General features: G+C 66.2%; 27 protein-coding genes. 16 read left to right on the forward strand and 11 right to left on the reverse strand.

What is annotated here, in order from left to right; translation table 11 throughout:
- Positions 1–2: 2 nt before the first annotated feature.
- On the reverse strand, positions 3–614 hold the full coding sequence (gene tmk, locus ACQ7JA_RS10270; protein ID WP_430897229.1) for a dTMP kinase: 612 nt from the start codon (positions 612–614) through the stop codon (positions 3–5).
- Between the two features lie 11 nt (positions 615–625).
- The gene (mltG, locus tag ACQ7JA_RS10275) at positions 626–1,624 is read right to left on the reverse strand and encodes an endolytic transglycosylase MltG (protein WP_430897231.1); all 999 of its coding nucleotides are present in this window, start codon (positions 1,622–1,624) and stop codon (positions 626–628) included.
- Between the two features lie 113 nt (positions 1,625–1,737).
- On the opposite strand from mltG, the gene ACQ7JA_RS10280 reads away from it, so the two are divergent.
- From ACQ7JA_RS10280 to ACQ7JA_RS10295, 4 genes are all read left to right on the forward strand, one after another.
- Positions 1,738–2,796, forward strand: a complete 1,059-nt coding sequence (locus ACQ7JA_RS10280) for a YgfZ/GcvT domain-containing protein (RefSeq protein ID WP_430897233.1) — start codon at positions 1,738–1,740, stop codon at positions 2,794–2,796.
- A 2-nt stretch (positions 2,797–2,798) separates the two neighbouring features.
- Positions 2,799–3,086, forward strand: coding sequence for a DUF4936 family protein (locus ACQ7JA_RS10285; RefSeq protein WP_430897235.1), 288 nt, complete (start codon positions 2,799–2,801; stop codon positions 3,084–3,086).
- Entirely contained in the window at positions 3,077–3,838 is a 762-nt protein-coding gene (locus ACQ7JA_RS10290) for an NRDE family protein (protein WP_430897237.1), read from the forward strand. Before ACQ7JA_RS10285 ends, ACQ7JA_RS10290 begins: the two co-directional genes overlap by 10 nt.
- Positions 3,839–3,955: 117 nt before the next feature.
- A complete protein-coding gene (locus ACQ7JA_RS10295) occupies positions 3,956–5,797 on the forward strand; it encodes a glycosyl hydrolase family 18 protein (protein WP_430897239.1) in 1,842 nt (613 codons plus the stop codon).
- 39 nt (positions 5,798–5,836) lie between these two features.
- Here the strand turns inward: ACQ7JA_RS10295 and ACQ7JA_RS10300 are convergent, their stop codons facing one another.
- From ACQ7JA_RS10300 to ACQ7JA_RS10315, 4 genes are all read right to left on the reverse strand, one after another.
- Positions 5,837–6,745 (reverse strand): SDR family oxidoreductase, encoded by a 909-nt coding sequence (locus ACQ7JA_RS10300; RefSeq protein ID WP_430897241.1) that lies wholly within the window; start codon positions 6,743–6,745, stop codon positions 5,837–5,839.
- Between the two features lie 23 nt (positions 6,746–6,768).
- Positions 6,769–7,551, reverse strand: coding sequence for an SDR family oxidoreductase (locus ACQ7JA_RS10305; RefSeq protein ID WP_430897243.1), 783 nt, complete (start codon positions 7,549–7,551; stop codon positions 6,769–6,771).
- Between the two features lie 157 nt (positions 7,552–7,708).
- Positions 7,709–8,011: a Dabb family protein gene (locus ACQ7JA_RS10310; protein WP_430897245.1), complete on the reverse strand. Its 303-nt coding sequence runs from the start codon at positions 8,009–8,011 to the stop codon at positions 7,709–7,711.
- A 27-nt stretch (positions 8,012–8,038) separates the two neighbouring features.
- Entirely contained in the window at positions 8,039–9,217 is a 1,179-nt protein-coding gene (locus ACQ7JA_RS10315) for an acetyl-CoA C-acyltransferase (protein ID WP_430897247.1), read from the reverse strand.
- A gap of 285 nt (positions 9,218–9,502) precedes the next feature.
- Here ACQ7JA_RS10315 and ACQ7JA_RS10320 point away from each other — a divergent pair, with 285 nt between their 5' ends.
- On the forward strand, positions 9,503–11,203 hold the full coding sequence (locus tag ACQ7JA_RS10320) for an MFS transporter (RefSeq protein ID WP_430897249.1): 1,701 nt from the start codon (positions 9,503–9,505) through the stop codon (positions 11,201–11,203).
- Positions 11,204–11,262: 59 nt separating this feature from the next.
- On the opposite strand, the gene ACQ7JA_RS10325 is transcribed toward ACQ7JA_RS10320, so the two are convergent.
- Positions 11,263–11,490 (reverse strand): hypothetical protein, encoded by a 228-nt coding sequence (locus tag ACQ7JA_RS10325; RefSeq protein ID WP_430897251.1) that lies wholly within the window; start codon positions 11,488–11,490, stop codon positions 11,263–11,265.
- Between the two features lie 151 nt (positions 11,491–11,641).
- Between ACQ7JA_RS10325 and ACQ7JA_RS10330 the strand changes: the two genes are divergently transcribed.
- From ACQ7JA_RS10330 to ACQ7JA_RS10340, 3 genes are read left to right on the forward strand one after another with little or no spacing between them, the layout of a single operon-like run.
- A complete protein-coding gene (locus tag ACQ7JA_RS10330) occupies positions 11,642–12,178 on the forward strand; it encodes a dihydrofolate reductase family protein (protein ID WP_430897253.1) in 537 nt (178 codons plus the stop codon).
- The gene (locus ACQ7JA_RS10335) at positions 12,175–12,747 is read left to right on the forward strand and encodes a TetR/AcrR family transcriptional regulator (protein WP_430897255.1); all 573 of its coding nucleotides are present in this window, start codon (positions 12,175–12,177) and stop codon (positions 12,745–12,747) included. The genes ACQ7JA_RS10330 and ACQ7JA_RS10335 overlap by 4 nt, the downstream gene beginning before the upstream one ends.
- 45 nt (positions 12,748–12,792) lie before the next feature.
- The gene (locus tag ACQ7JA_RS10340; RefSeq protein WP_430897257.1) at positions 12,793–13,200 is read left to right on the forward strand and encodes a DUF1622 domain-containing protein; all 408 of its coding nucleotides are present in this window, start codon (positions 12,793–12,795) and stop codon (positions 13,198–13,200) included.
- Here ACQ7JA_RS10340 and ACQ7JA_RS10345 read toward each other — a convergent pair.
- The 3 genes from ACQ7JA_RS10345 to ACQ7JA_RS10355 form a co-directional block, all read right to left on the reverse strand.
- On the reverse strand, positions 13,148–14,026 hold the full coding sequence (locus ACQ7JA_RS10345; RefSeq protein WP_430897259.1) for a hypothetical protein: 879 nt from the start codon (positions 14,024–14,026) through the stop codon (positions 13,148–13,150). The genes ACQ7JA_RS10340 and ACQ7JA_RS10345 overlap by 53 nt on opposite strands.
- An 86-nt stretch (positions 14,027–14,112) precedes the next feature.
- A complete protein-coding gene (locus ACQ7JA_RS10350) occupies positions 14,113–14,655 on the reverse strand; it encodes a DUF2939 domain-containing protein (RefSeq protein ID WP_430897261.1) in 543 nt (180 codons plus the stop codon).
- Positions 14,652–16,739: a 3-hydroxyacyl-CoA dehydrogenase NAD-binding domain-containing protein gene (locus ACQ7JA_RS10355; RefSeq protein WP_430897263.1), complete on the reverse strand. Its 2,088-nt coding sequence runs from the start codon at positions 16,737–16,739 to the stop codon at positions 14,652–14,654. Before ACQ7JA_RS10355 ends, ACQ7JA_RS10350 begins: the two co-directional genes overlap by 4 nt.
- A 147-nt stretch (positions 16,740–16,886) precedes the next feature.
- On the opposite strand from ACQ7JA_RS10355, the gene ACQ7JA_RS10360 reads away from it, so the two are divergent.
- The 3 genes from ACQ7JA_RS10360 (at position 16,887) to ACQ7JA_RS10370 (ending at position 19,809) form a co-directional block, all read left to right on the forward strand.
- Positions 16,887–17,597 (forward strand): hypothetical protein, encoded by a 711-nt coding sequence (locus tag ACQ7JA_RS10360; RefSeq protein ID WP_430897265.1) that lies wholly within the window; start codon positions 16,887–16,889, stop codon positions 17,595–17,597.
- Positions 17,598–17,795: 198 nt separating this feature from the next.
- A complete protein-coding gene (locus ACQ7JA_RS10365) occupies positions 17,796–18,737 on the forward strand; it encodes a fasciclin domain-containing protein (protein ID WP_430897267.1) in 942 nt (313 codons plus the stop codon).
- 76 nt (positions 18,738–18,813) lie between these two features.
- Positions 18,814–19,809, forward strand: coding sequence for a 2-hydroxyacid dehydrogenase (locus ACQ7JA_RS10370; RefSeq protein ID WP_430897269.1), 996 nt, complete (start codon positions 18,814–18,816; stop codon positions 19,807–19,809).
- Between the two features lie 36 nt (positions 19,810–19,845).
- Here the strand turns inward: ACQ7JA_RS10370 and ACQ7JA_RS10375 are convergent, their stop codons facing one another.
- Positions 19,846–21,498, reverse strand: a complete 1,653-nt coding sequence (locus ACQ7JA_RS10375; RefSeq protein ID WP_430897271.1) for a 3-(methylthio)propionyl-CoA ligase — start codon at positions 21,496–21,498, stop codon at positions 19,846–19,848.
- Positions 21,499–21,689: 191 nt separating this feature from the next.
- On the opposite strand from ACQ7JA_RS10375, the gene ACQ7JA_RS10380 reads away from it, so the two are divergent.
- The 5 genes from ACQ7JA_RS10380 (at position 21,690) to ACQ7JA_RS10400 (ending at position 25,466) form a co-directional block, all read left to right on the forward strand.
- Complete coding sequence (locus ACQ7JA_RS10380) at positions 21,690–23,168, forward strand: protein adenylyltransferase SelO (RefSeq protein WP_430897416.1); 1,479 nt, start codon at positions 21,690–21,692, stop codon at positions 23,166–23,168.
- Positions 23,169–23,207: 39 nt separating this feature from the next.
- The gene (gene msrB, locus ACQ7JA_RS10385) at positions 23,208–23,603 is read left to right on the forward strand and encodes a peptide-methionine (R)-S-oxide reductase MsrB (RefSeq protein WP_430897273.1); all 396 of its coding nucleotides are present in this window, start codon (positions 23,208–23,210) and stop codon (positions 23,601–23,603) included.
- 13 nt (positions 23,604–23,616) lie between these two features.
- Entirely contained in the window at positions 23,617–24,249 is a 633-nt protein-coding gene (locus tag ACQ7JA_RS10390) for a septation protein A (RefSeq protein ID WP_430897418.1), read from the forward strand.
- Complete coding sequence (locus ACQ7JA_RS10395; RefSeq protein ID WP_430897275.1) at positions 24,246–24,539, forward strand: BolA family protein; 294 nt, start codon at positions 24,246–24,248, stop codon at positions 24,537–24,539. Before ACQ7JA_RS10390 ends, ACQ7JA_RS10395 begins: the two co-directional genes overlap by 4 nt.
- A 147-nt stretch (positions 24,540–24,686) precedes the next feature.
- Positions 24,687–25,466: a peptidylprolyl isomerase gene (locus tag ACQ7JA_RS10400; protein ID WP_430897277.1), complete on the forward strand. Its 780-nt coding sequence runs from the start codon at positions 24,687–24,689 to the stop codon at positions 25,464–25,466.
- Positions 25,467–25,539: the final 73 nt, after the last annotated feature.

The following is a 25,539-nucleotide window of genomic DNA, read 5'->3' on the forward strand; positions in this document are numbered from 1 at the left end:
CGTCACAACAATTTCTCCAACACTTGCGACAGCTGGGACTGGATCGCGGAAATCGTCTGCGTCGAGTCGATCACGACGAAGCGCTCCGGGAACTGCCCGGCCCGGCGAAGGTACTCGCCGCGGCATTTCTCGAAAAACCCGGCCTGCTCGCGCTCGAACTTGTCGAGGGTGCGGGTCGCATCCAGGCGCTCGCGCGCAACGTCCAGCGGCACGTCGAACAGCAGCGTCAGGTCCGGCTGCAGATGCGGATGCACCCAGGCCTCCAGCGCCTCCATCTTCGCGCGTCCAAGGCCGCGTCCACCGCTCTGGTAGGCGAAGCTGGCATCCGTGAAACGGTCCGACAGCACCCAGTCGCCGCGCGCCAGGCCGGGCTCGATGACCTGGGCGATGTGCTCGCGGCGGCTGGCGAACATCAGCAATGCTTCGGTTTCCAGGTGCATCTTCTCGTGCAGCAGCAGCTCGCGCAGCTTCTCGCCCAGCGGCGTGCCGCCCGGTTCGCGCGAGGAGACGACGGTCTTGCCGCGCGCCGCCAGGAAATCGGCGACGAAGCCGATGTGGGTCGACTTGCCGGCCCCGTCGATGCCCTCGAAGGTAATGAATTTCCCTCTGACCATACCGTCCTGCGTCATTGATTGATCCGCCGCTGGTACTGGTTGACTGCCCGGTTGTGGTCGTTCAGGTTGTCCGAGAACTGGCTGGTGCCGTCGCCGCGCGCCACGAAATACAGGGCCTGGGTCTTGGCCGGGGCCAGGGCTGCCGACAGCGACTGGATGCCCGGCAGGGCGATCGGGGTGGGCGGCAGGCCGCTGCGCGTATAGGTATTGTAGGGGGTGTCGAGCTGCAGGTCCTTCTTGCGGATATCGCCGGCGAAGCGCTCGCCCATGCCGTAGATCACGGCCGGGTCGGTCTGCAGCATCATGCCGGTGCGCAGGCGGTTGACGAACACGCCCGCGATCATGGTGCGCTCGCTCTTCTGCCCGGTTTCCTTCTCGATGATCGAGGCCATCGTCAAGGCCTCATAGGGGTTCTTGTAGGGCAGGCTCGGGTCGCGGGTTTCCCAGGCGGCCTTCAGGTGGTTCAGCATCGCCTGGTGCGCCTGCTTGTAGATGGCCAGTTCCGACGAGCCCTTGGCGAAGAGATAGGTATCCGGGAAAAAGAGGCCTTCCGGCTTGGTGTACTCGGTCGAGATCTTCTTCATCAGCTCTTCGTCCGACAGCTTGACGGTGTCGTGGCGCAGGCGCTGGTGGGCCTGGACGGCGGCGCGCATCTGGCGGAAGGTCCAGCCTTCGACGATGGTGATCGATTCCTGGGCGAACTCACCGCGCACCAGCTGGGTGAGCAGGCGCCGCGGCGAGGTATCCGGCTTCAGCTCGTAGCTGCCCGCCTTGATCTTGCCGGCCTGGCCCGTCACGCGCGCCAGGATGTTGAACAGCTGCGGGTTGACCGGCACGCCGGCCTTGGCCATCTGCTGGGCCGCCGCGCCGACCCCGCTGCCCGGATTGATGGTGAACTCGACCACCGGCCCTTCCGTGGTGAGCGGGCTCTTGGCCCACCAGGAAAACCCGGAGACCGCGGCCACCGAGACGATGACGCCGGTGACCAGGAGTTTTTTAATGAATGCCATGTGTTCTTTTTGTGGTGTGCGTCGCGGGTTGGACCGCTTCCGGCGCGATTTTGCCGACATCTTTATAATGAGCCCGTAATGATAAAGCCTAATTGCTAATACTAACTGGATTTATGCTCAACTGGACAGATACGCTTTCCTCGCTTGGCGCCCGTTTCCATATTGACGAGGCTTCCCAAGTGGAAGATTTTGGCCGTCCCCTGGCGGCCGCCGAGCTGGCCGGGGGCTTCGTGGCCGCGGTCACCGACCTGGGTCTGATCGCCGTGCAAGGCGAGGATGCCGCCAGTTTCCTGCACAATCAGCTGACCAACGACGTCGAACACCTTGGCCAGGGCGAAGCCCGCCTGGCCGGCTACTGCACGCCGAAAGGCCGCCTGCAGGCGACCTTCCTGGTCTGGCGCGATCCCGACACCGTGTATCTGCAACTGCCGCGCGCCATCCAGGCGCCGCTGCAGAAACGCCTGTCGATGTTCGTGCTGCGCGCCAAGGCCAAGCTGCGCGACGCTACCATCGAGGCGCCCTTCGCGGCCGTGCTCGGCCTGGGTGGCGCCAAAGCCGAAACCGCCCTGCGCCGGCACGTGGCCACGCTGCCCGAGGCGCCCTACGGCAAGGTCCAGGGCGAATTCGGCACCGTGATCCGCCTGGCGGACGCGTTCAAGGCCCCGCGCTACCTGTGGCTGGCCACGGCCGAAGCCGCGAGCAGCGCCCTGCCCGCCCTCGCCGGCGAACTGGCGCTGGGCGGCGCGCAAGCCTGGCAGCTCGCCGCCATCCATGCCGGCGTGCCGCAGATCACAAGCGCCACCCAGGAACAGTTCGTGCCGCAGATGGTCAACCTCGAACTGCTGGGCGGCGTGAACTTCAAGAAAGGCTGCTACCCGGGCCAGGAAATCGTCGCGCGCAGCCAGTATCTCGGCAAGCTCAAGCGCCGTACCGCCCTCGCGACGGTCGACAACCCGGCCGTGCGCGCCGGCGACGAAGTCTACTCGATGGAAGACCCGGGCCAACCCTGCGGCATGGTGGTCAACGCGGCGCCCAACGGCCTGGGCGGCGCCGACCTGCTGGTCGAGCTGAAGCTGGGCGCGCTCGGCGAGGACGTGCGCCATGGCGCGGCCGGCGGCCCCGCCTTGCGCTTCGAGCAGATGCCCTACCACCTCGACGCGCTCGACATCTAGCGATGATCGACCTGTACGTGTATTACAAGGTGCGCGAGGAAGATGCCGCCGCCCTCGCGCCGCGGGTGCGCGCCATGCAGGCGCGGCTCGCCGTTGAGGGCGTCGCCTGCCAGCTCAAGCGCCGTCCGGAAGTCCGCGACGGCCTGCAGACGTGGATGGAAGTCTATCCCGCCACCACCGAGTCCTTCGCCGGCGCGGTGGAAGGGGCCGCGCTTGACGCCGGCCTTGCCGAATTCATCCAGGGCCCGCGCCGGTCCGAAATCTTCATGGACCTGCCAATATGTGCCTGATCGTCTTTGCCTGGAAAGTGCTGCCGGGCGTACCCGTCATCGCCGCGGCCAACCGCGACGAGTTCTACGACCGTCCCGCCACCCCGGCCGCGCCCTGGCCGGAACACCCGCACGTCATCGCGGGCCGCGACCTGCAAGGCGGCGGCAGCTGGATGGGAGTGACGACCGACGGCCCCAACGGCCCCCGCTTCGCCGCCCTGACGAATATCCGCGGCCCGGCCGAGCGCCGCGAGAACGCGCCCACCCGCGGCGACCTGGTGGCCGGCTTCCTGACGGGCGCGATGTCGGCCCAGGAGTACATCGCCGACATCGTCGCGCGCGGCGACGTCTACAACGGCTACAACCTGGTGCTGGGCGACCGCGAGGCCCTGTACTGGTACTCGAACCGCGGCGCGGACGATCCGCGCAACGGCCAGGCCCTGGAACCGGGCCGCATCTACGGCATCTCGAACGGCCTGCTGGACGCACCCTGGCCCAAGGTGCTGCGCACCAAGGCCCAGTTCGCCAGCCTGCTGTGCCAGGGCGCGCCGGAAGACGCCTATTTCGAGATGCTGGCCGACACCACCCGCGCGCCGGACGTGCGCCTGCCCGAGACCGGCATGCCGATCGAGATCGAGCGCATGCTGTCGCCGGTCTGCATCGAGTCGGATGGCTACGGCACCCGCACCTCGACCGTCGTCAAGCTGTATAGTGAGGGCGAGCCGGAACTGCACGAAAGGGTCGTCCAGCCCGACGGCCAGGTCGCCGCCTGATCCGCGCCCACCCCTTCCGCACTCCCCCCTCGGGTGGGGGAAAGACATTTGTGCGACAGATTCCGGGCGCGGACGGACTTAACATTCTTTCCTCATGGCAACCACAGGAGGAAAGAAATGAAGACATCGTTGAAACGGCTGGCGGCGCTCTGCCTGCTGGCGGCAAGCGCCGGCGCTCCCAGCGCGGCGCAGGCCCAGGACAGCGGCAAATGGGTGACCGGCTACTACGGCGCCTATTTCTGGGACAACCCCGACTACCAGGCGCCCGAGCACGTCGACATGACGGCGATGACACACTTCGTCTTCGCGCGCATCGGTCCGGGCGGCGGCAAGAGCGGCAAACCGGGCGAGATCGTGCCCGGCGCCGGCAGCGCCCATGAGCGCCGCGACCTCGGTCCCGGCGCGGCCTGGGACAAGAGCGTCGAAGAATATCTGGTCATGCGCGCCCACCAGGTCGGGACCAAGGCCATCATCATGCTGGGCGGCGAAGGCGACAACGCCGGCTTCATCGCTTCCTCGCAGCCCGCCGTCCGCCCGACCTTCGTCAGGAACCTGGTCGACTACATGGTCGCCAAGGGCTACGACGGCGTCGACGTGGACTGGGAAGGCATCGCGGATGCAGCCCTCGAGGAGCAGGCCCTGCTGGAGGCCCTGATCGCGGACATCCGCAAGGAGGCCAACGCGCGAGCGCGCTACCAGGACAAGCCGGTCATCATCACCTTCCCGGCCGGCATGCTCAACACCAATATCGACAAGGTGAGCGAGCACCACAAGCGCGTGGCCAAGCTGGTCGACCAGTACAACTTCATGAGCTACGGCATGGGCTGGTTCGGCCAGGGCTGGAGCAGCACCACCTTCGCCCCGCTCACCGGCCACAGCCGCACCCGCCCGATGTCGATCGCCAGCACCATCCAGATGTACGAGGACGCCGGCATCCCGCGCTCGAAGCTGGGCATGGGCCTGGGCTTCTACGGCATGAACTATGCGCCGCCGTTCACCGCGCCGGACCAGCCGACCGACGGCGACCTGAGCCAGTGGTCGGTGTTCGACGTGCGCTGGAACTACGCCCAGCTGCACAAGCACGGCTACCTGAACAACGGCATCCTCGCCTGGGACGCCGCCACCCAGACCAGCTACCGCGTCTACCCGGGCGGCTACACCCCGGCCAGCCGTCCCGAGTGGGCGACCGGCTACCTGAGCTACGAGGAGCCGGCCACCATCGCCGCCAAGGGCGCCTGGGCGCAATCGACCCGCGCCGGCGAAGGCGCGGCCGGCACCATCATCTGGCTGGTCAACTACGGCACCACGGACGGCGTCGACAATCCGCTGCTGACCGCGACCAAGAAGGCCTTCCTCGATCCGAACGCAGTGGAGCCCGGCCCCTACCCGAACCCGCTGCCGCCGGCGCCGGTGCCGACGGTCTCGGTGACGTTCGCCAGGCCGAACGACTGGGGCAGCGGCTGGTGCGGCACCATGACGGTCACGAATATCGGCACTACTGCCGGCTGGTGGGTGGCCGAGCAGGACTTCCCGGACACCGTCACCTCGCTGTGGAACGGCAGCTGGACGCAGGAAGGGCGCAAGCTCACCGTCAAGGGCATGAACTGGAACAAGATGCTGCGTCCGGGCGACAGGGCCGAGATCGGCCTGTGCGCGACGCGTCCCGCCAGACCGGTGGAAGCGCCGCCGCAGCTGCCGGCCGGCGCGCTGCTGTCGAAGCTGGTCATCACCGGGGACTGGGGCAGCGGCTACTGTGCCCGGGTGGAGGTGAGCAATACGAGCCAGGTCAATGCCGTGGGCTGGTCCGTGTCGCTTCCGGTCGCCGGCACGCCGACCGGGCTGTGGAACGGCAAGTACACGCTCGAGAATGGCGTGATGAAGCTGTCGGGGCCGGACTGGAAGCCGGACCTGGCGGCCGGCGCGACCTGGGACAGCACGGGGTTCTGCGCCACCCGGTAAGCACCGAGCCCGTCGTCCCGGCCTTCGCCGGGGCGACGTTCAGCGCCGCCCCTTGACCCCGGCCTTCAGCATCGCCGTCACCTGAGGCGTCGCCGCGTAGGGATCGGCCGGCTGCGTCCCCTTCACGATCGCCTCGAAACGCTCGGCCGCCGCCCCCAGCGCCTGCGGGTGCGAATAGATGTAGAAACGTTCCTCGCGAATCGCATCGAAGGTGATGCGTGCCACGTCCTGCGCCGTCACCTTGCCCGACTCGACCGCCTTCTCCGTCATCATCTGCGCCGCCAGCTGGCTGGGCGTCACGCGCTCGTCGCTCTCCAGTTCCTCCGGCCGGTTACGGTGCGACTGGGCTATGCCCGTCGGCACGAAATAAGGGCAGAGGACCGAGGCCTTGATCGGCGCGCCGACCAGCGCCAGGTCGTGCTCGAGCGTTTCGGTGAGTGCGACGACGGCGTGCTTGGACACGTTATACACGCCCATGGCGGGGGGCGTAAGGAGGCCTGCCATCGACGCGGTGTTGACGATGTGACCCTCATAGCCGGAATCGCGCGCGGCGCATTCGAGCATCGCACGGGTGAAGACGCGTACGCCATGGATGACGCCCCAGAGGTTCACCCCCAGCACCCACTCCCAGTCCTGCTCCGAGTTTTCCCAGATCAGCCCGCCGGAGCCAACACCGGCATTGTTGAACACGAGATGCACCGCACCGAAGCGGGCCATCGCCGAATCGGCCAGTTCCTGCACGTGCGAGGCCTTGCTGACGTCGCAGACCATGGACAGCACCTCGGCGCCGCCATCGAGCAGCTCTTCGGTGGCGTGCTCGAGGGCCTTGGCCTGCACGTCGGCCAGCACCAGTTTCATGCCGAGCTGCGCCGCCGTGTTGGCGAACTCGCGCCCCAGCCCGCTCGCGCCGCCGGTGATGACGGCGACCTTGCCGCGAAAATCCTTCATGCTTGTTCTCCCCTTGTTCGGTCTCAGACCGCGGACACGCCCCCGTCGACCGCCAGCGTCTGGCCCGTGATGTGCTTGCCGGCGTCGGAGGCGAACAGCACCACCGCGCCCTTCAGGTCCTCGTCGTCGCCCAGGCGGTTCAGCGGCGCATCCTTGGCCAGGTTCTCGGCGCCGAAAGCCGCCAGCACGCCCTTGGTCATCTTCGAGGGGAAGAAGCCCGGGGCGATCGAGTTCACCGTGATTCCGTAGCGGCCCCATTCGCCGGCCAGCGCCCGCGTGAAGTTCACCACGGCGCCCTTGGAGGTGTTGTAGGCGATCGTCTGCATCGTGCCCGGCGGATTGCCGGCCAGGCCGGCGATCGACGAGATGCTGATGATACGCCCGTAGCGGCGCGGAATCATGGACAGTTTGCCGACCGCCTGGGTGACCAGGAAGATGCTGCGCACGTTCAGGTCCATCACCTTGTCCCAGGCCTCGACCGGGTAGTCCTCGGCGGGCGCCCCCCAGCTGGCGCCGGCGTTGTTGACCAGGATGTCGACGTGGCCGAGGTGGGCGATGGCCTGTTCCACGAAGGCGTGGGCCTGCGCTTCGTCGGACAGGTCGGCGGCGATGGCGCCGGCGTCGATGCCGGCTTCCTTCAGCTCGGCGACGGCCAGGTCGAGTTCTTCCTGCTTGCGCGAGGAAATCACGACCCTGGCGCCCTGCTCGCCGAGGGCGCGGGCCATCTGCAGGCCGAGGCCGCGCGAGCCGCCGGTGACGATGGCGGTCTTGCCTTGCAGGGAAAAAAGTTCCTGGGTGGTGCGCATTGCTGTCTCCATTCTATTTATTGGATGGGGGTCTCGCAGGGTGGACGATTCTGCCCACGCGTTCAGATCACGTCTCCATGCCCGCTCTTTGGCACATGTCCGTTCCTTGAACGCGTGGGCGGAGGACCGCGGGGCCGCCCAGGCCCACCCTACAGGTTTAAACCTCGTAGTCCATGCACTGGCGCGCCTCGCGGATCGCGCCGATGAAGGGCACCACCGCCTTGTGGACCGGGTGGTTGACGTAGGCGTCGAGCGCGGCCTTGTCGGTGAACTCGGAATACAGCACCACGTCGTAGGTCGCCTCCAGGCCCGGCTGGGCCAGGGTCACTTCGAAGGCCAGCTGTCCCGGAACGATATTCGCGCACGCGTCCAGACGGCGTTTCATTTCGCGCGCATTGCCCAGGCGGTCCGCGCCTTCGGCTTCATCCTTCAACTTCCACATCACGATATGCTTGAGCATCCTGACTCCTGTTACTGTCAAACGTGGTTAGACGACTTCGAACAGCCCGGCCGCGCCCTGGCCCCCGCCCACGCACATCGTCGCGACCACATACTTGACGCCGCGGCGCTTGCCCTCGATGAGGGCATGGCCGACCAGGCGGGCGCCCGAGACGCCGTAGGGATGGCCGACGGCGATCGCGCCGCCGTTCACGTTCAGGCGGTCCATCGGGATGCCGAGCTTGTCGGCACAATACAGCACCTGCACCGCGAAGGCCTCGTTCAGTTCCCACAGGCCGATGTCGTCGACCGTCAAGCCGGCGCGCTGCAGCAGTTTCGGGATCGCGAACACCGGGCCGATGCCCATCTCGTCGGGCTCGCAGCCGGCCACGGCGTAGCCGCGGAAGATGCCCAGCGGCGCCAGGCCCCTGGCCTGCGCCATGCGGCTGCTCATCACGATGGTGGCGGCGGCGCCGTCCGAGAACTGGCTCGCATTGCCGGCGGTGATGACGCCGCCCGGCAGCGCGGTGCGGATCTTCGACACGCCCTCCAGGGTCGTGTCGGCGCGGATGCCCTCATCAAGCGAGATGGTCACTTCGCGCGAGAGCAGCATGCCTGAGGCCTTGTCGGCCACGCCCATGGTCACCGTCATCGGCACGATCTCGGCATCGAAACGGCCGGCCGCCTGGGCCGCGGCCGCGCGCTGCTGGCTCTGCACGCCATACTCGTCCTGGCGCTCGCGGCTGATGGCGTAGCGCCTGGCGACGGTTTCGGCGGTCTGCAGCATCGGCCAGTAGATTTCCGGCTTGTTCTGCTTGAGCCAGATTTCGTGGAGCATGTGGCGGTTCATTTCCTGCTGCACACAGGAGATCGACTCCACGCCGCCGGCCGCGAAGACTTCGCCTTCGCCGGCCAGGATGCGCTGGCTGGCGGTGGCGATGGTCTGCAGGCCGGACGAGCAGAAGCGGTTGATGGTCATGCCCGGCACCGTCACCGGGCAACCCGCGCGCAGTGCGATCTGGCGCGCGATGTTGACGCCGGTGGCGCCTTCGGGATTGGCGCAGCCCATCAGGACGTCCTCGATCTCGCCCGCCTCGATGCCGGCGCGCTCGATCGCCGCCTTCAACACGTGGCCGCCGAGGGTGGCGCCGTGGGTCATGTTGAATGCGCCCTTCCACGAATTGGCCAGGCCCGTGCGGGCGGTCGATACGATGACTGCGTCTACCATGCTTGTCTCCTTCTATGGGTGTTCTGGACCGGTCGAGAATAGCATAATTAAGAACGGTCGTTCGTAAAATAGTTGCAAGTGCTATTGCGCGGCGCAGCAAGCGTACAGACAGAGTGAAAACTGGCGCCGCTATGTTGTCTTGCACCAATTGCAATGCTCATCTGTAAGGTTCGCGTAAGTTTTGAGAAAGCATCGTGTAAGGAAATCGGCACACACTCCGCGACAGCTGACAAACAATCAGCATTTCCGGTGACACGAAGACCATCAACTATAACGGAGACACACATGGCAATTACACCCGGCATGACCGCCGGAGGGAAAGCTGCACCTTCCTCCGCCGGACTCACCAAGGAAGAGAAGAAAGTCATCTTCGCTTCCTCACTCGGCACCGTGTTCGAATGGTATGACTTCTACCTCTACGGTTCGCTTGCCTCCATCATCGCCAAGCAGTTCTTCATCGGCGACCCGACCACCACCTTCATCTTCGCCCTGATGGCCTTCGCCGCCGGCTTCATCGTGCGTCCCTTCGGCGCCCTGGTGTTCGGCCGGCTGGGCGATATGATCGGCCGCAAATACACCTTCCTGGTCACCATCCTGATCATGGGCGCCTCGACCTTCCTGGTGGGCCTGCTGCCCAGCCATGCGCAGATCGGCATCGCCGCGCCGATCATCCTGGTCACGCTGCGCATCCTGCAGGGCCTGGCGCTCGGCGGCGAGTACGGCGGCGCAGCGACCTATGTGGCGGAACATGCGCCGCACGGCAAGCGCGGCCTGTTCACCTCCTACATCCAGACCACCGCGACCATCGGCCTCTTCCTGTCGCTGCTGGTGATCCTGGGCACCCGCACCGCCATGGGCGAGGAAAACTTCCAGGCCTGGGGCTGGCGCATTCCCTTCCTGATCTCGGTGGTCCTGCTGGGCATCTCGGTCTGGATCCGCATGTCGATGAACGAGTCGCCGGCCTTCGCCAAGATGAAGGCGGAAGGCAAGACCTCGAAAGCGCCGCTGTCGGAAGCCTTCCTGAAGCCGAAGAACGCCAAGGTCGCCTTCCTGGCCCTGGCCGGCCTGACCATGGGCCAGGCGGTCGTCTGGTACACCGGCCAGTTCTACGCCCTGTTCTTCCTGACCAAGACCCTGAAGATCGACGAGCCGCTGGCGAACATCCTGATCGCGATCGCCCTCGCCCTGGCCACGCCCTTCTTCATCTTCTTCGGCTCGCTGTCCGACCGGATCGGCCGCAAGTGGATCATCCTCGGCGGCTGCGTGATCGCCGCGGCGACCTACTTCCCGATCTTCAAGGCCATCACCCACTACGGCAACCCGGCCCTCGAGCGCGCCATCCAGACCGCACCGGTGGTGGTGGTCGCCGATCCGAACACCTGCCACTTCCAGGTGGACCCGACCGGCACCAAGAAATTCCCCTCGTCCTGCGACATCGCCACCAGGATGCTGACAGCCGCCTCGGTGAGCTACAACATCCAGGAAGCGCCGGCCGGCACGGTGGCCTCGGTCAAGGTCGGCGACGCGACTTTCCAGTCCTTCAACGCGGTCATGACGCCGGATAACCTGAACTTCGACGCCGCATCGAAGGCACGCGAAGACGCGCTCAAGAAGGAAGTCAGCGGCGCCCTGACCGCCGCCGGCTATCCGGCCAAGGCCGATACGGCCGAGATCAACAAGCCCATGCTGGTGCTGCTGCTGTTCATCCTGGTGCTTTATGTGACCATGGTGTACGGACCGATCGCGGCCATGCTGGTCGAGATGTTCCCGACCCGTATCCGCTACACCTCGATGTCCCTGCCCTACCACATCGGCAACGGCTGGTTCGGCGGCATGCTGCCGACCGTGACCTTTGCCCTGGTGGCTTTTAAGGGCGACATCTACTACGGCCTGTGGTATCCGATCGTCATCGCACTGGCAACCGTCGTCATCGGCGGCCTGTTCATCCGCGAGACCAAGGACAACGACATCTACGCCCACGACTGAGCATTGCAGGCTCGATGAAAAATGCCGCTGGAGACAGCGGCATTTTTTTTATTGTGGCGTCACTTCGAGTCGAGCAAGGGGCTGCGCGGCCACACCAGCAGGACCACCAGCCAGGCCAGCAAGGAAAAACCGCGCCAGAAGCCGAGCACGCAGAAGAAGAACAGCGTCCATTGCGCCGCGCCGGCAGGATCGGGAATGCCGGCCTGGTCGAGCACGAAGCGCGCGCAGAAAGCGCTGACGCCACCGGCTAATGCGTTGAACCACCACTTCTTTTCAAGATTCGACATTGGATCGCCAGCGATTGTTTGGGAACCGGCAGTGTAGCAAGCCGGCAGGCGAAAAAATCCACGGAAACTCACCCCAGCGAAAGAGGCCGGGCACTTGATCGGAGGTCCAGGCAATGGTTTAATTATACAGCGTATATTTAAGGAGACGACAATGAGCACCGGTCACGTATTCATTGCCACCAGCCTCGACGGCTACATCGCCCGGCCCGACGGCGACATCGGCTGGCTGCTCCAGCGCGACGCCGCCGGCGAAGACCATGGCTACGCCGACTTCATCGCCGACAAGGACGTGATCGTCATGGGCCGCGGCAGCTTTGACAAGGTGCGGACCTTCGACACCTGGCCCTACGACCGGCCCGTCCTCGTCCTGTCGCGCCAGCTCGCGGGCACGCAGGTGGAGGCCGCGTTGGACGGCAAGGTGCGCTTTTCAAACCAGTCCCCGCGCGAAGCGATGCGTGCACTCGGCGAACAGGGCGTGCGCCGGGTCTATGTCGACGGCGGCCAGCTGGTGCAGTCTTTCCTGCGCGAGGGACTGATCGCCGACATGGTGATCACCACCGTCCCGGTGCTGATCGGCGCCGGCCGCCCCCTATTCGGGGCACTGGAGCGCGACCTGGACCTGGAACTCCTGGCGAGCCGCAGCTTCCCTTCGGGCCTGGTCCAGTCGACCTACCGCGTGCTGCCATGAACCGGCCCAGAGGCCGGCCGGCGCGTGGCCAGGGCGTGACGCTGGACGCCATCCTGGACGCCGCACTGTCCCTGCTGGACGAAGAAGGCGAAGCGGCGCTGTCGATGCGCGCCCTCGCCGCCCGCATCGAGGTCACGCCGATGAGCCTGTACCACCACGTGGCCGACCGCGCCGCCCTGCTGGTCGCCTTGTCGGGCAGGATCTATGGCGGCGTACTGGAGGGCGAGCACGACGAAGCGCCTCCGCAGGAGGCCTTGCGCGCGCTGCTCCTGCGCTACCACGAGGCCGTCGGCCGCCATCCGGCCCTGACCCTGGCCATCTTCGGCGAACCTTCGGCCTTCGCCGGCACGACGGTCCGGATCTCGCAGCGCCTGGAAGCGCTCGTGTCCACGCTCACACAGCAAGCGGACCTGTGGCGCGACATCCTGGTCGACCACGCGCACGGCAGCGGCCTGGCGCTCGCCGCAGCGCGGGACGATGCGGTGTACGCCGACACGCTCCGGGTCCGGTATGCCGAAGCGCTGGACCTGCTGCTGGCGGCCCTGCGCGCATCCGGCAGCAAGCACTGAGCGCTGCGCGCCCGCCAGGGCCATCGCTGTACCATGAGGCTCAGCATGCACGTAGGGGAGACGGCGGTGTTCGAACAGGTGGAAGGACAGGTCCAGGCGTCGGTCGAATGGCTGCGCCTCTTCGTGGAGGCGCTCGGCGCCCTGGTGATCGCGGCGGGCGTCGTGGTGGTCGTGCTGGCGCTGGCGCGGCACCTGCTGCGCGAGCGGGGAGCGAGCTTCGGCCCGATCCGCCTGTCGTTCGCCCGCTATCTGACGCTCGCCCTCGAGCTGCAGCTGGCGGCCGACATCCTCTCGACCTCGGTCGCCCCGACCTGGGACCGGATCGGCAAGCTGGCCGCGATCGCGGTCATCCGGACCGCCCTGAACTACTTCCTGAGCAAGGAGCTGCAGGCCGAAGGCGCTACTGCAATGGCGACTTCGGGGGAGCCGACGCACCGCCGTGATCAGCCGTGATTCCGGCCGGATGGTCGCCACCTTCCGGCACCTTCTTCATCGGAAGCGCCCCATTCCTTTCGCGCAGCAGAAAGACGATGGCGCCGACAGGCAGCGAGGCGACCAGGATCCAGGGGCCGTCCAGTGGCGCCATGAAACTCGCGCCAAGGAGCTGCAGGTGCAGGGGCACGAAGCGCCATTCCCCGCTCGTCCAGTCGACCGCCAGCTGGCCGAAGCTCACCAGGATGAACAGGACCCAGAGCGCTTTCTTCGCCAGGCCCTTGGTACGCACGCAGCGGTACAGGGCGTACAGGGAGATCACGAAAGCGGCCAGCGCCGCCGCGAGCACGCCGTACTGTATCAGCGACTTTCCGGCCAAACCGAAGCTGCGTTGCGCCACCAGCGACTGCTCCATCGGAGAGACGTGAAAGGAAGTAATGGAGCGAGCGCCGTCGCGCATCTCGGTGGTGACGGTCGCCAGCATCCAGCCGGTGGCGAACTCGTACTCGGTACGAAGCGTCAGCCAGGTAACGCCAGGCGCAGTATTCTTGTGCGCGCTGACGATGGTCACCGATCGCGGTTCACCCGCAGGCACCACTGCAGCCATCGTCTCCAGGGTCTTGCGCAGCTCGGGCGTGCGCAGGTCTTCGCGCAGCGCACGCTCGATCGCCGCATAGTCGCGGGCGCGCAGCTGGTGGACCAGGCTGCGGGCCCGCGCCTGCTCGTCGGGCGTCGCGACCAGGCCGATCCAGGCCTCCAGGGAGCACCCGGCCAGGGCGGTGCACCAGGCCAGGCAGAGCAGGACGGTCCGCCTGCGCATGGCGGCAAGAAGAAGGTGTATTCGCATCGCGTTGCTCCGAGAAGAACAAGACGCAGCTTACCATTTCGCCGGCCATGCAAAACCAGCGGAATGTCACGCGAAGCAAACAGTGGCTAGGTTCGCGGCATCTCGATGCCGCCCAGCTTCCAGGTCCACAGGCCGTGGCGGTGCAGGATGAAGGCGCCGCCGTCCCCGCCTTCGCGCTCGATGGCGACCCGATCCCAGCTGCGGTAGGACAGCGTATAGCGGACCTTTTCCTCGCTCGACGAAGGCGGCGGCATGCCGTCGTCCGGCTTGCGGCGGATGCGCACGTCGCCCGCTTCGAGCATGGCGGTCACGCCGGCCGGCGACACCAGGGCGTCGACGAGCGGGTCGATCACCACGCCGGCGAGCGCCCTGCCGACATTGCCCAGCAGGCCGCCGCCATCCTGCCCCGGCGCGCCCGCCCCCATCCTGCCCATCACCTGGACCTTCACGTTCTCGCGCAGCGCCGGGAAGTCGACGAAGCCGGCGACACGGGCCGCGTCACGCTCGGACACCGCTTCGCGCAGCTGCTGCAGGCGCCACCAGGGACTGGCATAGCTCGTCGCCCCCAGCAGCACCAGGGCCGCGACCGCGCCGGTCAACAGGCGTTTGCCGGTCTTGCGCTTGCTCACCCGTTGAAGCCTTTGCCTTCAGCGGCCCGCTGCTCCAGCAGCGGCGCCGGTTTCCAGGCCTCGCCATGGCGGCCGCGCGCATACTTGCGGATGGTGTCGAGCACGTTCGGCAGCCCGACCGTGTCGGCATAGAACATCGGACCGCCACGGTGCACCGGGAAGCCGTAGCCGGTCAGGTAGACCATGTCGATGTCCGAAGCGCGCAGCGCGATGCCCTCCTGCAGGATCTTCGCGCCTTCGTTGACCAGGGCGTACACCAGGCGTTCCACGATCTCCGCATCGGCAATCGCGCGGCGCTCCACGCCGATGTCCTTCGAGTGCTGCTCGATCATGTCGTTGACCATCTGCGAGGCATACGCCTTGCGGTCGCCCGCCTTGTAGTCGTACCAGCCGGCGCCGGTCTTCTGGCCGAAGCGCCCCTGTTCGCACAGCAGGTCGGCGGTCTTCGAATAGGCGATCTCGGGCGACTCGATGGCGCGGCGCTTGCGGATGTACCAGCCGATGTCGTTGCCGGCCAGGTCGCTCATGCGGAAGGGGCCCATGGCGAAGCCGAACTTCTCGATGGCGGCATCGACCTGCTCGGGCAGCGCGCCTTCTTCCAGCAGGAAGAAAGCCTGGCGCAGGTACTGCTCCAGCATGCGGTTGCCGATGAAGCCGTCGCACACGCCTGACACCACGCCGGTCTTCCTGATCTTCTTGGAGAGCGCCAGCGCGGTGGCCAGCACGTCCTTGCCGGTCTCCTTGCCGCGCACGATCTCCAGCAGCTTCATCACATTGGCCGGGCTGAAGAAGTGCAGGCCGATCACGTCCTGGGGACGCCTGGTGAACGAGGCGATGCGGTCCAGGTCCAGGGTCGAGGTGTTCGATGCGAGGATGGCGCCCGGCTTCATGACCTCGTCCAGCTTGCGGAACACCTGCTCCTTGACGCCCATGTCCTCGAACACGGCTTCGACCACGATGTCGGCCTGGGCGATGTCCTCATAGGCCAGGGTGCCGGTGATGAGGCTCATCCGCTGCTCGCACTTTTCCTGGGTCAGCTTGCCCTTCCTGACCGTGTTCTCGTAGTTCTTGCGGATGGTGGCAAGGCCCTTGTCCAGCGCTTCCTGCCTGGTCTCGAGGATGCTCACCGGGATGCCGGCGTTGGCGAAGTTCATCGCGATGCCGCCGCCCATGGTGCCGGCGCCGATCACGGCCGCGCGCTCGATATTGCGCACCGGCGTGTCCGAGGGCACGTCCGGCACCTTGCTGGCGGCGCGCTCGGCGAAGAAGGCGTGGCGCAGCGCCTTCGATTCCGGCGTTTGCGCCAGGTGCAGGAAGCGCTCGCGCTCGAACTTCAGGCCCTCCTCGAACGGTTTCGTCACCGAGGCGGCGACCGTCTCGACGCACTCCAGCGGCGCCGGGAAAGGACCGGCCATGGCCTTGACGGTGTTGCGCGAGAACTGGAGGAAGGCCTCGTGGTTCGGATAGTCGACCTTGCGGTCGCGCACCTTCGGGAGCGGACGCATATCCGCGACCTTCCCGGCGAAGGCGATGGCGGCCGGTAACAGGTCGGTTCCTGCCGGGAAGACCTCATCGAACAGGGCCGTGCCGGCCAGCTTCTCGGACGGCACCGGCGTGCCCGACACCACCATGTTGAGGGCCATCTCCAGGCCCAGCACGCGCGGCAGGCGCTGGGTGCCGCCGGCGCCCGGCAGCAGGCCGAGCTTCACTTCCGGCAGCGCGATCTGGGCGGCAGGGATGGCCACGCGGTAGTTGCAGCCCAGGGCCAGTTCAAGGCCGCCGCCCATGCAGACGGTGTGGATGGCGGCGACGGTCGGCTTGCTGCTGTTCTCGACCACGCGGATCAGGCTGTGCAGGGTCGGCTCGGTCAGGGCCTTGGGCGAATTGAACTCGCGGATGTCCGCGCCGCCCGAGAACGCCTTGCCGGCGCCGGTGATGACGATCGCCTTGACGGCGTCGTCGCTCTCGGCCTGGCGGATCGCGTTGACGGCGGCGGTCCGGGTCTCCAGGCCCAGGCCGTTCACCGGCGGATTATTCAAGGTTACAACGGCAACACTGCCCTGGACGGTGTAGTCGGCGCTCATGTCTCTTCCTTCTCCTTGTTGGTGGCTCGGGCTTGCCCCGGCTATCGAATCCTCTTAACTATACATCAAATAAAAGTACGCCCGTATTATTTTCTGGCCCGGGCTTGTGTGCCAGAATAACGCTCTCGCATCCCACACTCGCACCCCATGGAAAAACTGTCCGCACAACTGAGCCGCCTCTACCTGATGCCGGGGAACCTGCCGGAGGATCGGAACGGCCAGGGTCTTGTCTCGCTGGTTTCCGCCGAAGGCCTGGGCCGCGCCATCGTCATCGACTTCCCGAAACTGCGGGGCGCCGCGGCAGAACAGCACTGGCTCGACCTGTGCGCGGTCGCGAACGCCTTGCAGGAGTCCTTCGGCTTTCCCGCGCCGGCGGTCAGCATCACGGGCGAGACCGGCTACCAGTTGTGGCTGTCGCTGCGCGAGCCGGTGCCTGAAGGGGATGCGCGCCGTTTCGTCGCCATGCTGCGCGAGACGCGCTTCCCCCAACTGGAACTCCCGATCAGCGAGCAGGTCCGGCTGCCTCCGGCGCTCAATCCGGTCTCCGGCAGATGGGCAGCCTTCATCCACCCGGGCATGGGCGCCTCCTTCGCCGAGGAAGCCGGCCTCGAGATGGCCCCGCCGGTCCATGCGCAGCTCGCCTTCCTCGAAGGGCTGGAGAGCATCGAGAAAACGCAGTTCTTCGATGCGCTGGTCTCGCTGAAACAGAACGAGACGGCAGTCGACCTGCCCCGCGCCGCGGCGCCGGCCGCGGACGGCCTGCTGCTCAAGGACGCCACGCTGGAAGACATCGTGCGCCACCTGCATGCGATGGACATCGAGCCGACCTTCCGGCACCTGCTTCCTGCTCGCAACTGAGCACCTGCGCGTCGCCGGGATGACCCTCAGATGAACCGCCCAAAAGCGGTTCACCAATCGTGTGCGCTCGCATGCGATCTACTATCTCCCGCGTATCAGACAGCTGCCGGCGCCCGGTTCACGCGGGGTTCACCGTGCCTGGCCCCGGCAGACCCGCGTTCAATCTTTTTCAGGAGACACACCGTGAGGATATTCGGGTTGGTTAAAGCGGCCCTGCTGGCATGCGCCTGTGCCGGCTTCCTGTCCGCCTGCGGCGGCGATGACGACGATCCGCCAGTCGCGATGCAAAAAAATATTGCGGAAGTAGCGAAAGACCAGGGCTTCAACGCCCTGCTGGCAGCGGTGACGAAGGCCGGCATCGGCGGCACGCTGACGGACGCGAACGCGCAGTTGACGGTATTCGCGCCGACCGACCAGGCCTTCGCCAACCTGGCCACCCGCCTCGGATTTGCCGATGCGGCCGCAATGGTCAACGCACTGCCGCCCGCCGCACTACAGAGCATCTTGAACTACCATGTGCTGGCGGCCAAGCGCTCCGCAGCCGACCTGCGCGCCGGCGGGGCAAGCCAGACGACCGCCTATACCTATGCCAATGCCCCGGCCAGGCTGAGCCTCGACTTCAGCAATGGCGTCCGGATCACGGACGCAGCCCTGACGGTCGCCACCGTCACCACCGCCGATGTCGCGGCGAGTAACGGCGTCATCCACGTGGTCGACAAGGTGCTGGTGCCGCCCGGCGTGTTGAACATCGTCCAGATGGCGCAGGTGAATCCCAGCTTCAGCTCCCTCGTCGCGGCGGTCGTCGCCAGCAATCTGCAAGGCACGCTCGGTGGCACGGGCCCATTCACGGTCTTCGCACCAAGCAACACCGCGTTTGCGGCGGCTCCGCAAAACCTGAGCGCCGCCCAGTTGCGCACCGTGCTGACCTACCACGTCCTGTCCAGCCAGGTACTGTCGACCCAGATTCCCTTCGGCACGCCAGTTGCGACCGTGGCCGGCCAGACCATCAGCTTCGTGTCGGCCACACCGCCCAGGATCCGGGACACCACCGCTGTCGAGGCAAGCATCACGGCGGTCGATGTACGCGCGAGCAACGGTGTCATCCACGTCGTCGACAAGGTCCTGATTCCCGCCTTGTAGCCGTCGGCCGGCGGCGCACCCCTCCCGACCAGAGGGGCATAGAATGACGGCCAACGCATCCCTGCAGGGGAAAGAAATGAAGACCGCCGTATTCAGCGCCCGCCGCTACGACAAGACCATGCTGGCCCGCGCCAACGCCGGCGCGGGCCACGAACTGCGCTTCGTCGAAGACCGCCTCACTGCCTCGACCGCCGCGCTGGCCGCGGGCTGCGAGGCGGTCTGCGTTTTCGTGAACGACAACGTCGACGCCGCCGTGCTCGCCATCCTGGCCCGGCAGGGAACGCGCCTGGTCGCCACCCGCTCCACCGGCTACAACCAGATCGACGTGGCGGCGGCCGAGGCGCTGGGCATCGCCGTGGTGCGCGTCACCGATTATTCTCCCCATTCCGTGGCCGAGTTCGCGGTCGGCCTGCTGCTGGCCGTGAACCGCAAGATCGCGCGCGCCAGCACCCGCACCCGCGACGGCAACTTCGACCTGGAAGGCCTGATGGGCTTCGACCTGCACGGCAAGACCGTCGGCGTCATCGGCACCGGCAAGATCGGCGCCATCTTCGCCCGCATCATGGCCGGCTTCGGCTGCACCGTCCTCGGCCACGATCCCTGCGAGAATCCCGCCTTCGTGCAGGCGGGCGGCCGCTACCTGCCGGTGCAAGAGCTGCTCGCGCACAGCGACGTGGTGTCGCTGCACTGCCCCCTGCTCGACTCGACCCGGCACATCATCAATGCCGGCACGCTGGCGCGGGCCAAGCGCGGCAGCATCCTGGTCAACACCAGCCGCGGCGGCCTGGTCGACACCAACGCCGCCATCGAGGCACTCAAGACCGGCCAGCTGGGCGGCCTGGCGATCGACGTCTACGAACAGGAAGCCAACCTCTTCTTCCAGGACCTGTCGACCACCATCATCTGCGACGACGTGATCCAGCGCCTGGTATCCTTTCCGAACGTGATCGTCACCGGCCACCAGGCCTTCTTCACGGTCGAGGCGATCGGCCAGATCATGCAGACCACCATCGACAGCATCGGCGCCTTCGAACGTGGCGAGGAGCTGGTCAACCGCGTCCCCCGTCCTTGAAACCCCGCATGCCTGAGCAGCCCTGTGATTGCGAACTCAGGCCGTCGGCAGGCGGTGGTCCTGGTAAGCCTCGCGCAGCTTGTTCTTCTGGATCTTGCCGGTGCCGCCCACCGGCAGGGCCTCGGCGAACACGACGTCGTCCGGGATCCACCACTTGGCCACCTTGCCCTCGAAGAAGGCCAGCAGCTCCTCGCGCGACAGTTCGGCGCCGGGCCGCTTGACCACGACCAGCAGCGGCCGCTCCGCCCACTTCGGGTGCTGCACGCCGATGCAGGCGGCCTGCAGCACGGCCGGGTGGGCCATGGCGATATTCTCCAGGTCGATCGAACCGATCCATTCGCCGCCCGACTTGATCACGTCCTTGCTGCGGTCCGTGATCGTCAGGTAGCCGTCCGGGTCGATGGTGGCCACGTCGCCGGTCGGGAACCAGCCGTCCTGCAGCACCTCGCCCCCCTCGCCGCGGAAGTAGCCCGACACCACCCATGGTCCCTTCACCAGCAGGTGGCCATAGGTCGCGCCGTCCCAGGGCAGTTCGGTGCCGTCGTCGTCGACGATCTTCATGTCGACGCCGTAGATCGCGTGGCCCTGCTTGCGCAGCACCGCGCGTTGTTCTTCAGGCGGCAGCGCACGGTGCTTCGCCATCAGGGTGCAGGCGGTGCCGAGCGGCGACATCTCCGTCATGCCCCAGGCATGCACCACGTCGACGCCGAACCGGTCGATCAGGGTGTCCATCATGGCCGGCGGGCAGGCCGAGCCGCCGATCACGGTGCGGCGGAAGGTCGAGAAGCGCAGCTCGTTCTGCATCATGTAGTTGATCAGGCCGAGCCAGACGGTCGGCACGCCCGCCGAGAAGGTCACGCCTTCGCTCTCGAACAGTTCGTGGAGCGACTTGCCGTCCAGCGCCGGGCCGGGGAACACCATTTTCGCGCCGGACAGCGGCACCGAGTACGGCAGGCCCCAGGCGTTTACGTGGAACATCGGCACCACCGGCAGCACGACGTCGCTGCTGGACACGTTCAGCGCATTCGGCATGGCCGAGGCGTAGGCGTGCAGGACGGTCGAGCGGTGCGAATACAGGGCGCCCTTCGGGTTGCCGGTGGTGCCCGAGGTGTAGCACAGGGCCGCGGCGGAGCGTTCGTCGAACTGCGGCCAGGCGAAGTCGCCCGGCGAGGTCGCGACCAGGTCCTCGTAGCACAGCAGGTTCGGGATGCCCGTCTCCTGCGGCATGTGGGCGCGGTCGCACATCGCCACATAGCCCTTGATGGTCTTGCAGTGGCGCGCCATGGCTTCGATGGCCGGCAAAAACGTCATGTCGAAGAACAGGTACTGCCCTTCCGCATGGTTGATGATGTAGGCGATCTGCTCCGGGTGCAGGCGCGGATTGATCGTGTGCAGCACGGCGCCGGAGCCCGACACCGCATAGTAGAGCTCCATGTGGCGGTAACCGTTCCAGGCCAGGGTCGCGACGCGGTCGCCCATCCTGACACCCAGCGTCTCCAGCGCCTGGGCCATGCGGCGCGCGCGCAGCTCGCAGTCGCGGTAGGTATACCGGTGGATGTCGCCCTCGACGCGGCGCGATACGATCTCGCTGCGGCCATAGTGGCGGGCGGCGAACTGGATAATGCTCGAGACCAGCAGGGGCTGGTCCATCATCTGCCCCATCAGGGGACTCATCGGGTATTCGCTCATGCTCCTCCCTATGCAACGTGATTATTTGGCAACATTTCCAAGGTAATGGCGAGTTTCAAGGCATGCTTGAGCTGCGTCAATCCAAATCGATGACGCGATGCAGCATCCCGGCCGCTGGCGTGCATGCACACCCGTGGCGCATGGAATCCGCCCGGGTACGGTAAAATCCTGCCAACTTCGCGACATTCCATATTGGAGCCGCCATTACTGCCGACGAAATTCCCTTCAACAACTCCTTCGCCGAGTTGCCGCCCGCGTTCTTTACGCGGCTGATGCCGACGCCCCTGCCGGGCCCCTCTTTCATCGCTGCCAGCGCACCCGCGGCGGCACTGGTGGGGCTCGACCCGGCGGACCTTGCGCGCGACGATTTCGTCGAGGTCTTCAGCGGCAACAAGGTGGCCATGCGCTCCCAGCCCCTGTCGGCGGTGTATTCCGGCCACCAGTTCGGCGTCTGGGCCGGCCAGCTGGGCGACGGCCGCGCCATCGTGCTGGGCGACCTGAGTGGCCCCGAAGGAGCGATGGAAGTGCAGCTCAAGGGCGCCGGCCTGACGCCTTATTCGCGCATGGGCGACGGGCGCGCGGTGCTGCGCTCGTCGATCCGCGAATTCCTGTGCTCGGAAGCGATGGCCGCGCTCGGCATCCCGACCACGCGCGCCCTGATGCTGACCGGCTCGCCACAGCGCGTCATGCGCGAGAACGTCGAGACCGCCGCCGTCGTCACCCGCATGGCGCCCAGCTTCGTGCGCTTCGGCTCCTTCGAGCACTGGCACTACCGTAACAAGCAGGACGAGCTGAAGCTGCTGGCGGATTACGTCATCAAGAACTGGTATCCCGAGTTCCTGGGGGCGGCCAATCCCTACAGGGAGCTGCTGGCCGAAGTCACGCGCCGCACCGCGCGCATGATCGCAGGGTGGCAGGCGGTGGGCTTCATGCACGGCGTCATGAACACCGACAATATGTCGATCCTCGGCCTGACGCTCGACTACGGCCCCTTCGGTTTCATGGAAGCCTTCGACGCCAACCACATCTGCAACCACACCGACCAGGGCGGCCGCTATTCGTACGCGAACCAGGTCCCGGTGGGCCACTGGAACTGCTATGCGCTGGGCAATGCCCTGCTCCCGCTGATCGGCACGCCGGAAGACGCCGAGGAGGCGCTCGACGTCTACCGCCCGGCCTTCGGCAGCAAGCTGGATGAGCTGCTGCACGCCAAGCTCGGCCTGCTCGACGCCCGCCCCGGCGACGAAGCCCTGTTCGACGCCATGTTCAAGCTGCTGCAGGCCAACCATGCGGACTTCACCCTGTTCTTCCGCCGCCTGGGCGAACTGAAGCTGGACGGCGGCCCGGACAGCGACGCGCCGCTACGCGACCTGTTCATCGAGCGCGAGGCCTTCGACGCCTGGGCCGCCAGCTACCGGGACCGCCTGCGCCAGGAGAACAGCGTCGACGCGCAGCGCCGCGCCGCCATGCACCGCGCCAACCCGAAGTACGTACTGCGCAACTACCTGGCGCAGACCGCCATCGAACAGGCCCAGAACGGCGACTATGCCGGCGTGCACAAGCTGCTCGCCATCCTCGCGCGCCCCTTCGACGAACAGCCGGAAAACGAGGCCTACGCGGCCCTGCCGCCCGACTGGGCGGCCCACCTCGAAGTCAGCTGCTCTTCCTGAACACCGTTTAACGAGAACGACGAGAACCACGAGACCGACATGAACGACAAAGTGACCAAGACCGACGCCGAATGGCGCGCCCAGCTCGACCCCATGGAATACCAGGTGACCCGCCACGCCGCCACCGAGCGCGCCTTCACCGGCAAGTTCTGGGACCACCACGAGCACGGCATCTATACCTGCGTGTGCTGCAATACCCCGCTGTTCGAGTCGGACGCCAAGTTCGATTCCGGCTGCGGCTGGCCCAGCTATTTCCGCGCCCTGGATCCCGACAACGTGACCGAAAAGGTCGACCGCAGCCACGGCATGGTGCGCACCGAGATCATCTGCGCCGTCTGCGACGCCCACCTGGGCCACGTGTTCCCGGACGGCCCGCCGCCGACCGGCCTGCGCTACTGCATCAATTCGGCCGCACTGCGCTTCGAACCTCGCTAAGGAAGCCTACATGATCAAGTTCTTGTTCGACATGCTGCCGGTGATCCTGTTCTTCGGCATCTACAAGTATGGCGAAAACAACCAGGACTGGGCCCACGGCCTGGTCAGCGACTACCTCGGCTTCCTGATCGCGGGCGGCGCGGTGCCCGCCTCGCAGTCGCCGATCCTGCTGGCCACCGCCGCCACCATCCTGGCGACCGTGCTGCAGATCGTCTACCTGCTGGCGCGCCGCCGCAAGATCGACGGCATGCTGTGGCTGTCCCTCGGCGTGGTCGTGGTCGCGGGCGGCGCCACCATCTACTTCCACGACGACACCTTCATCAAGTGGAAGCCGACCATCCTCTACTGGGCGTTCGGCGCGGCGCTGCTGTTCGGCCAGCTGGTCTACCGCAAGAACCTGATGCGCTCGGCGCTGGGCGGGGCGATGAACCTGCCGGATGCGGTCTGGAACCGGGTGCTCTACGCCTGGGTCGCCTTCTTCGTCGGGATCGGCCTCCTGAACCTCCTGATGGCCTTCGTGGTCTTCCGTAGCGATACCGGCGCCTGGGTCAGCTTCAAGCTGTTCGGCATCACCGGCATCCTGTTCGCCTTCATCATCATCCAGTCGTTATTCCTTTCCAAACATATCCAGGAGGATGCACAATGAGCACAAATCCGGCCGACCAGAACCGCACCGAACGCCTGCGCGAGCGCCTGCAGGCGGAACTGTCGCCCACCCTGCTCGAGATCAGCGACGACTCCCACCTGCACGCCGGCCATGCGGGCGCGGCCTCCGGAGGCAGTCATTACAGCGTCAAGATCGTCTCCGAGAAGTTCGCCGGCCTCACGCTGGTCATGCGCCATCGTCTTGTGTATGATGCCGTTCACGAAATGATCAACAAGGCGGAAATCCACGCCCTCGCGATCACGGCCATCGCGCCGTCGGAGCAGGCTTGAAGCCGGCCGGCATACTGCCGGCTTCAGTCATCTTTAAGAATAGTGGCAGACAATAGCTAACACGTAGTATCAGAACTTGAAGTGCAAGAACACATCCAAGAACGCAGCAACTCCCGTCCAAGCTCATCCCCCCAAGGAATCCCAGAAATGACTTTTAAGCCAGCACGCCTGCTGTTAGCTCTGATCGCCGTTAGCGCGGCGCCTGCCTTCGCGCAGAACCTCGCCGTGGTCAACGGCAAGCCGATCCCGACCTCGCGCGTCGAGGAAGCGGTCAAGCAGATGGTGGCCGCTGGCCAGGGCCAGGATTCCCCGCAGCTGCGCAATGCCATCAAGCAGGAAATGATCGCCCGCGAAGTCCTGATGCAGGAAGCGGTCAAGCAGGGTTACGACAAGAAGCCGGAAGTCAAGACAGCCCTCGACAATGCCCGCCAGGCCATCGTCGTCAACACCCTGGCGCGCGACTACATCACCAAGAACCCGGTCACCGACGCCGACATCAAGGCCGAGTACGACCGCTTCGTCAAGCAGACCGGCGACAAGGAATACCACGTGCGCCACATCCTGCTCGAGAACGAAGCCGACGCCAAGGCCGTGATCGCCAAGCTCAAGGGCGGCGCCAAGTTCGAAGAGCTCGCCAAGCAGTCGAAGGACACCGGCACCGCCAACAGCGGCGGCGACCTGGACTGGGCTGTCCCGGCTGCCTTCCCGCCTGAATTCGCCGCCGGCTTCACCGGCCTGCAGAAAGGCGCCGTCACCGAGACCCCGGTCAAGACCGCCAACGGCTTCCACGTGATCAAGCTGGACGACACCCGCGCGGCCAAGCTGCCCTCGCTGGACGAGCTGAAGCCGCAGATCGCCGACTCGCTGGCGCAGAAGAAGCTCGAAGCCTATAAAGAGCAAATGGTCAAAAAGGCAAAGGTGCAGTAAGATGTACTACCGCCGGTGCTGCGAGGCACCGGTTATTGCCGCCCGCGGCGAACTTTTTCGTGTTTAGATAGGA

This window comes from Massilia sp. BKSP1R2A-1 (genome assembly GCF_050586525.1).
Classification (GTDB): Bacteria; Pseudomonadota; Gammaproteobacteria; order Burkholderiales; family Burkholderiaceae_D; genus Telluria.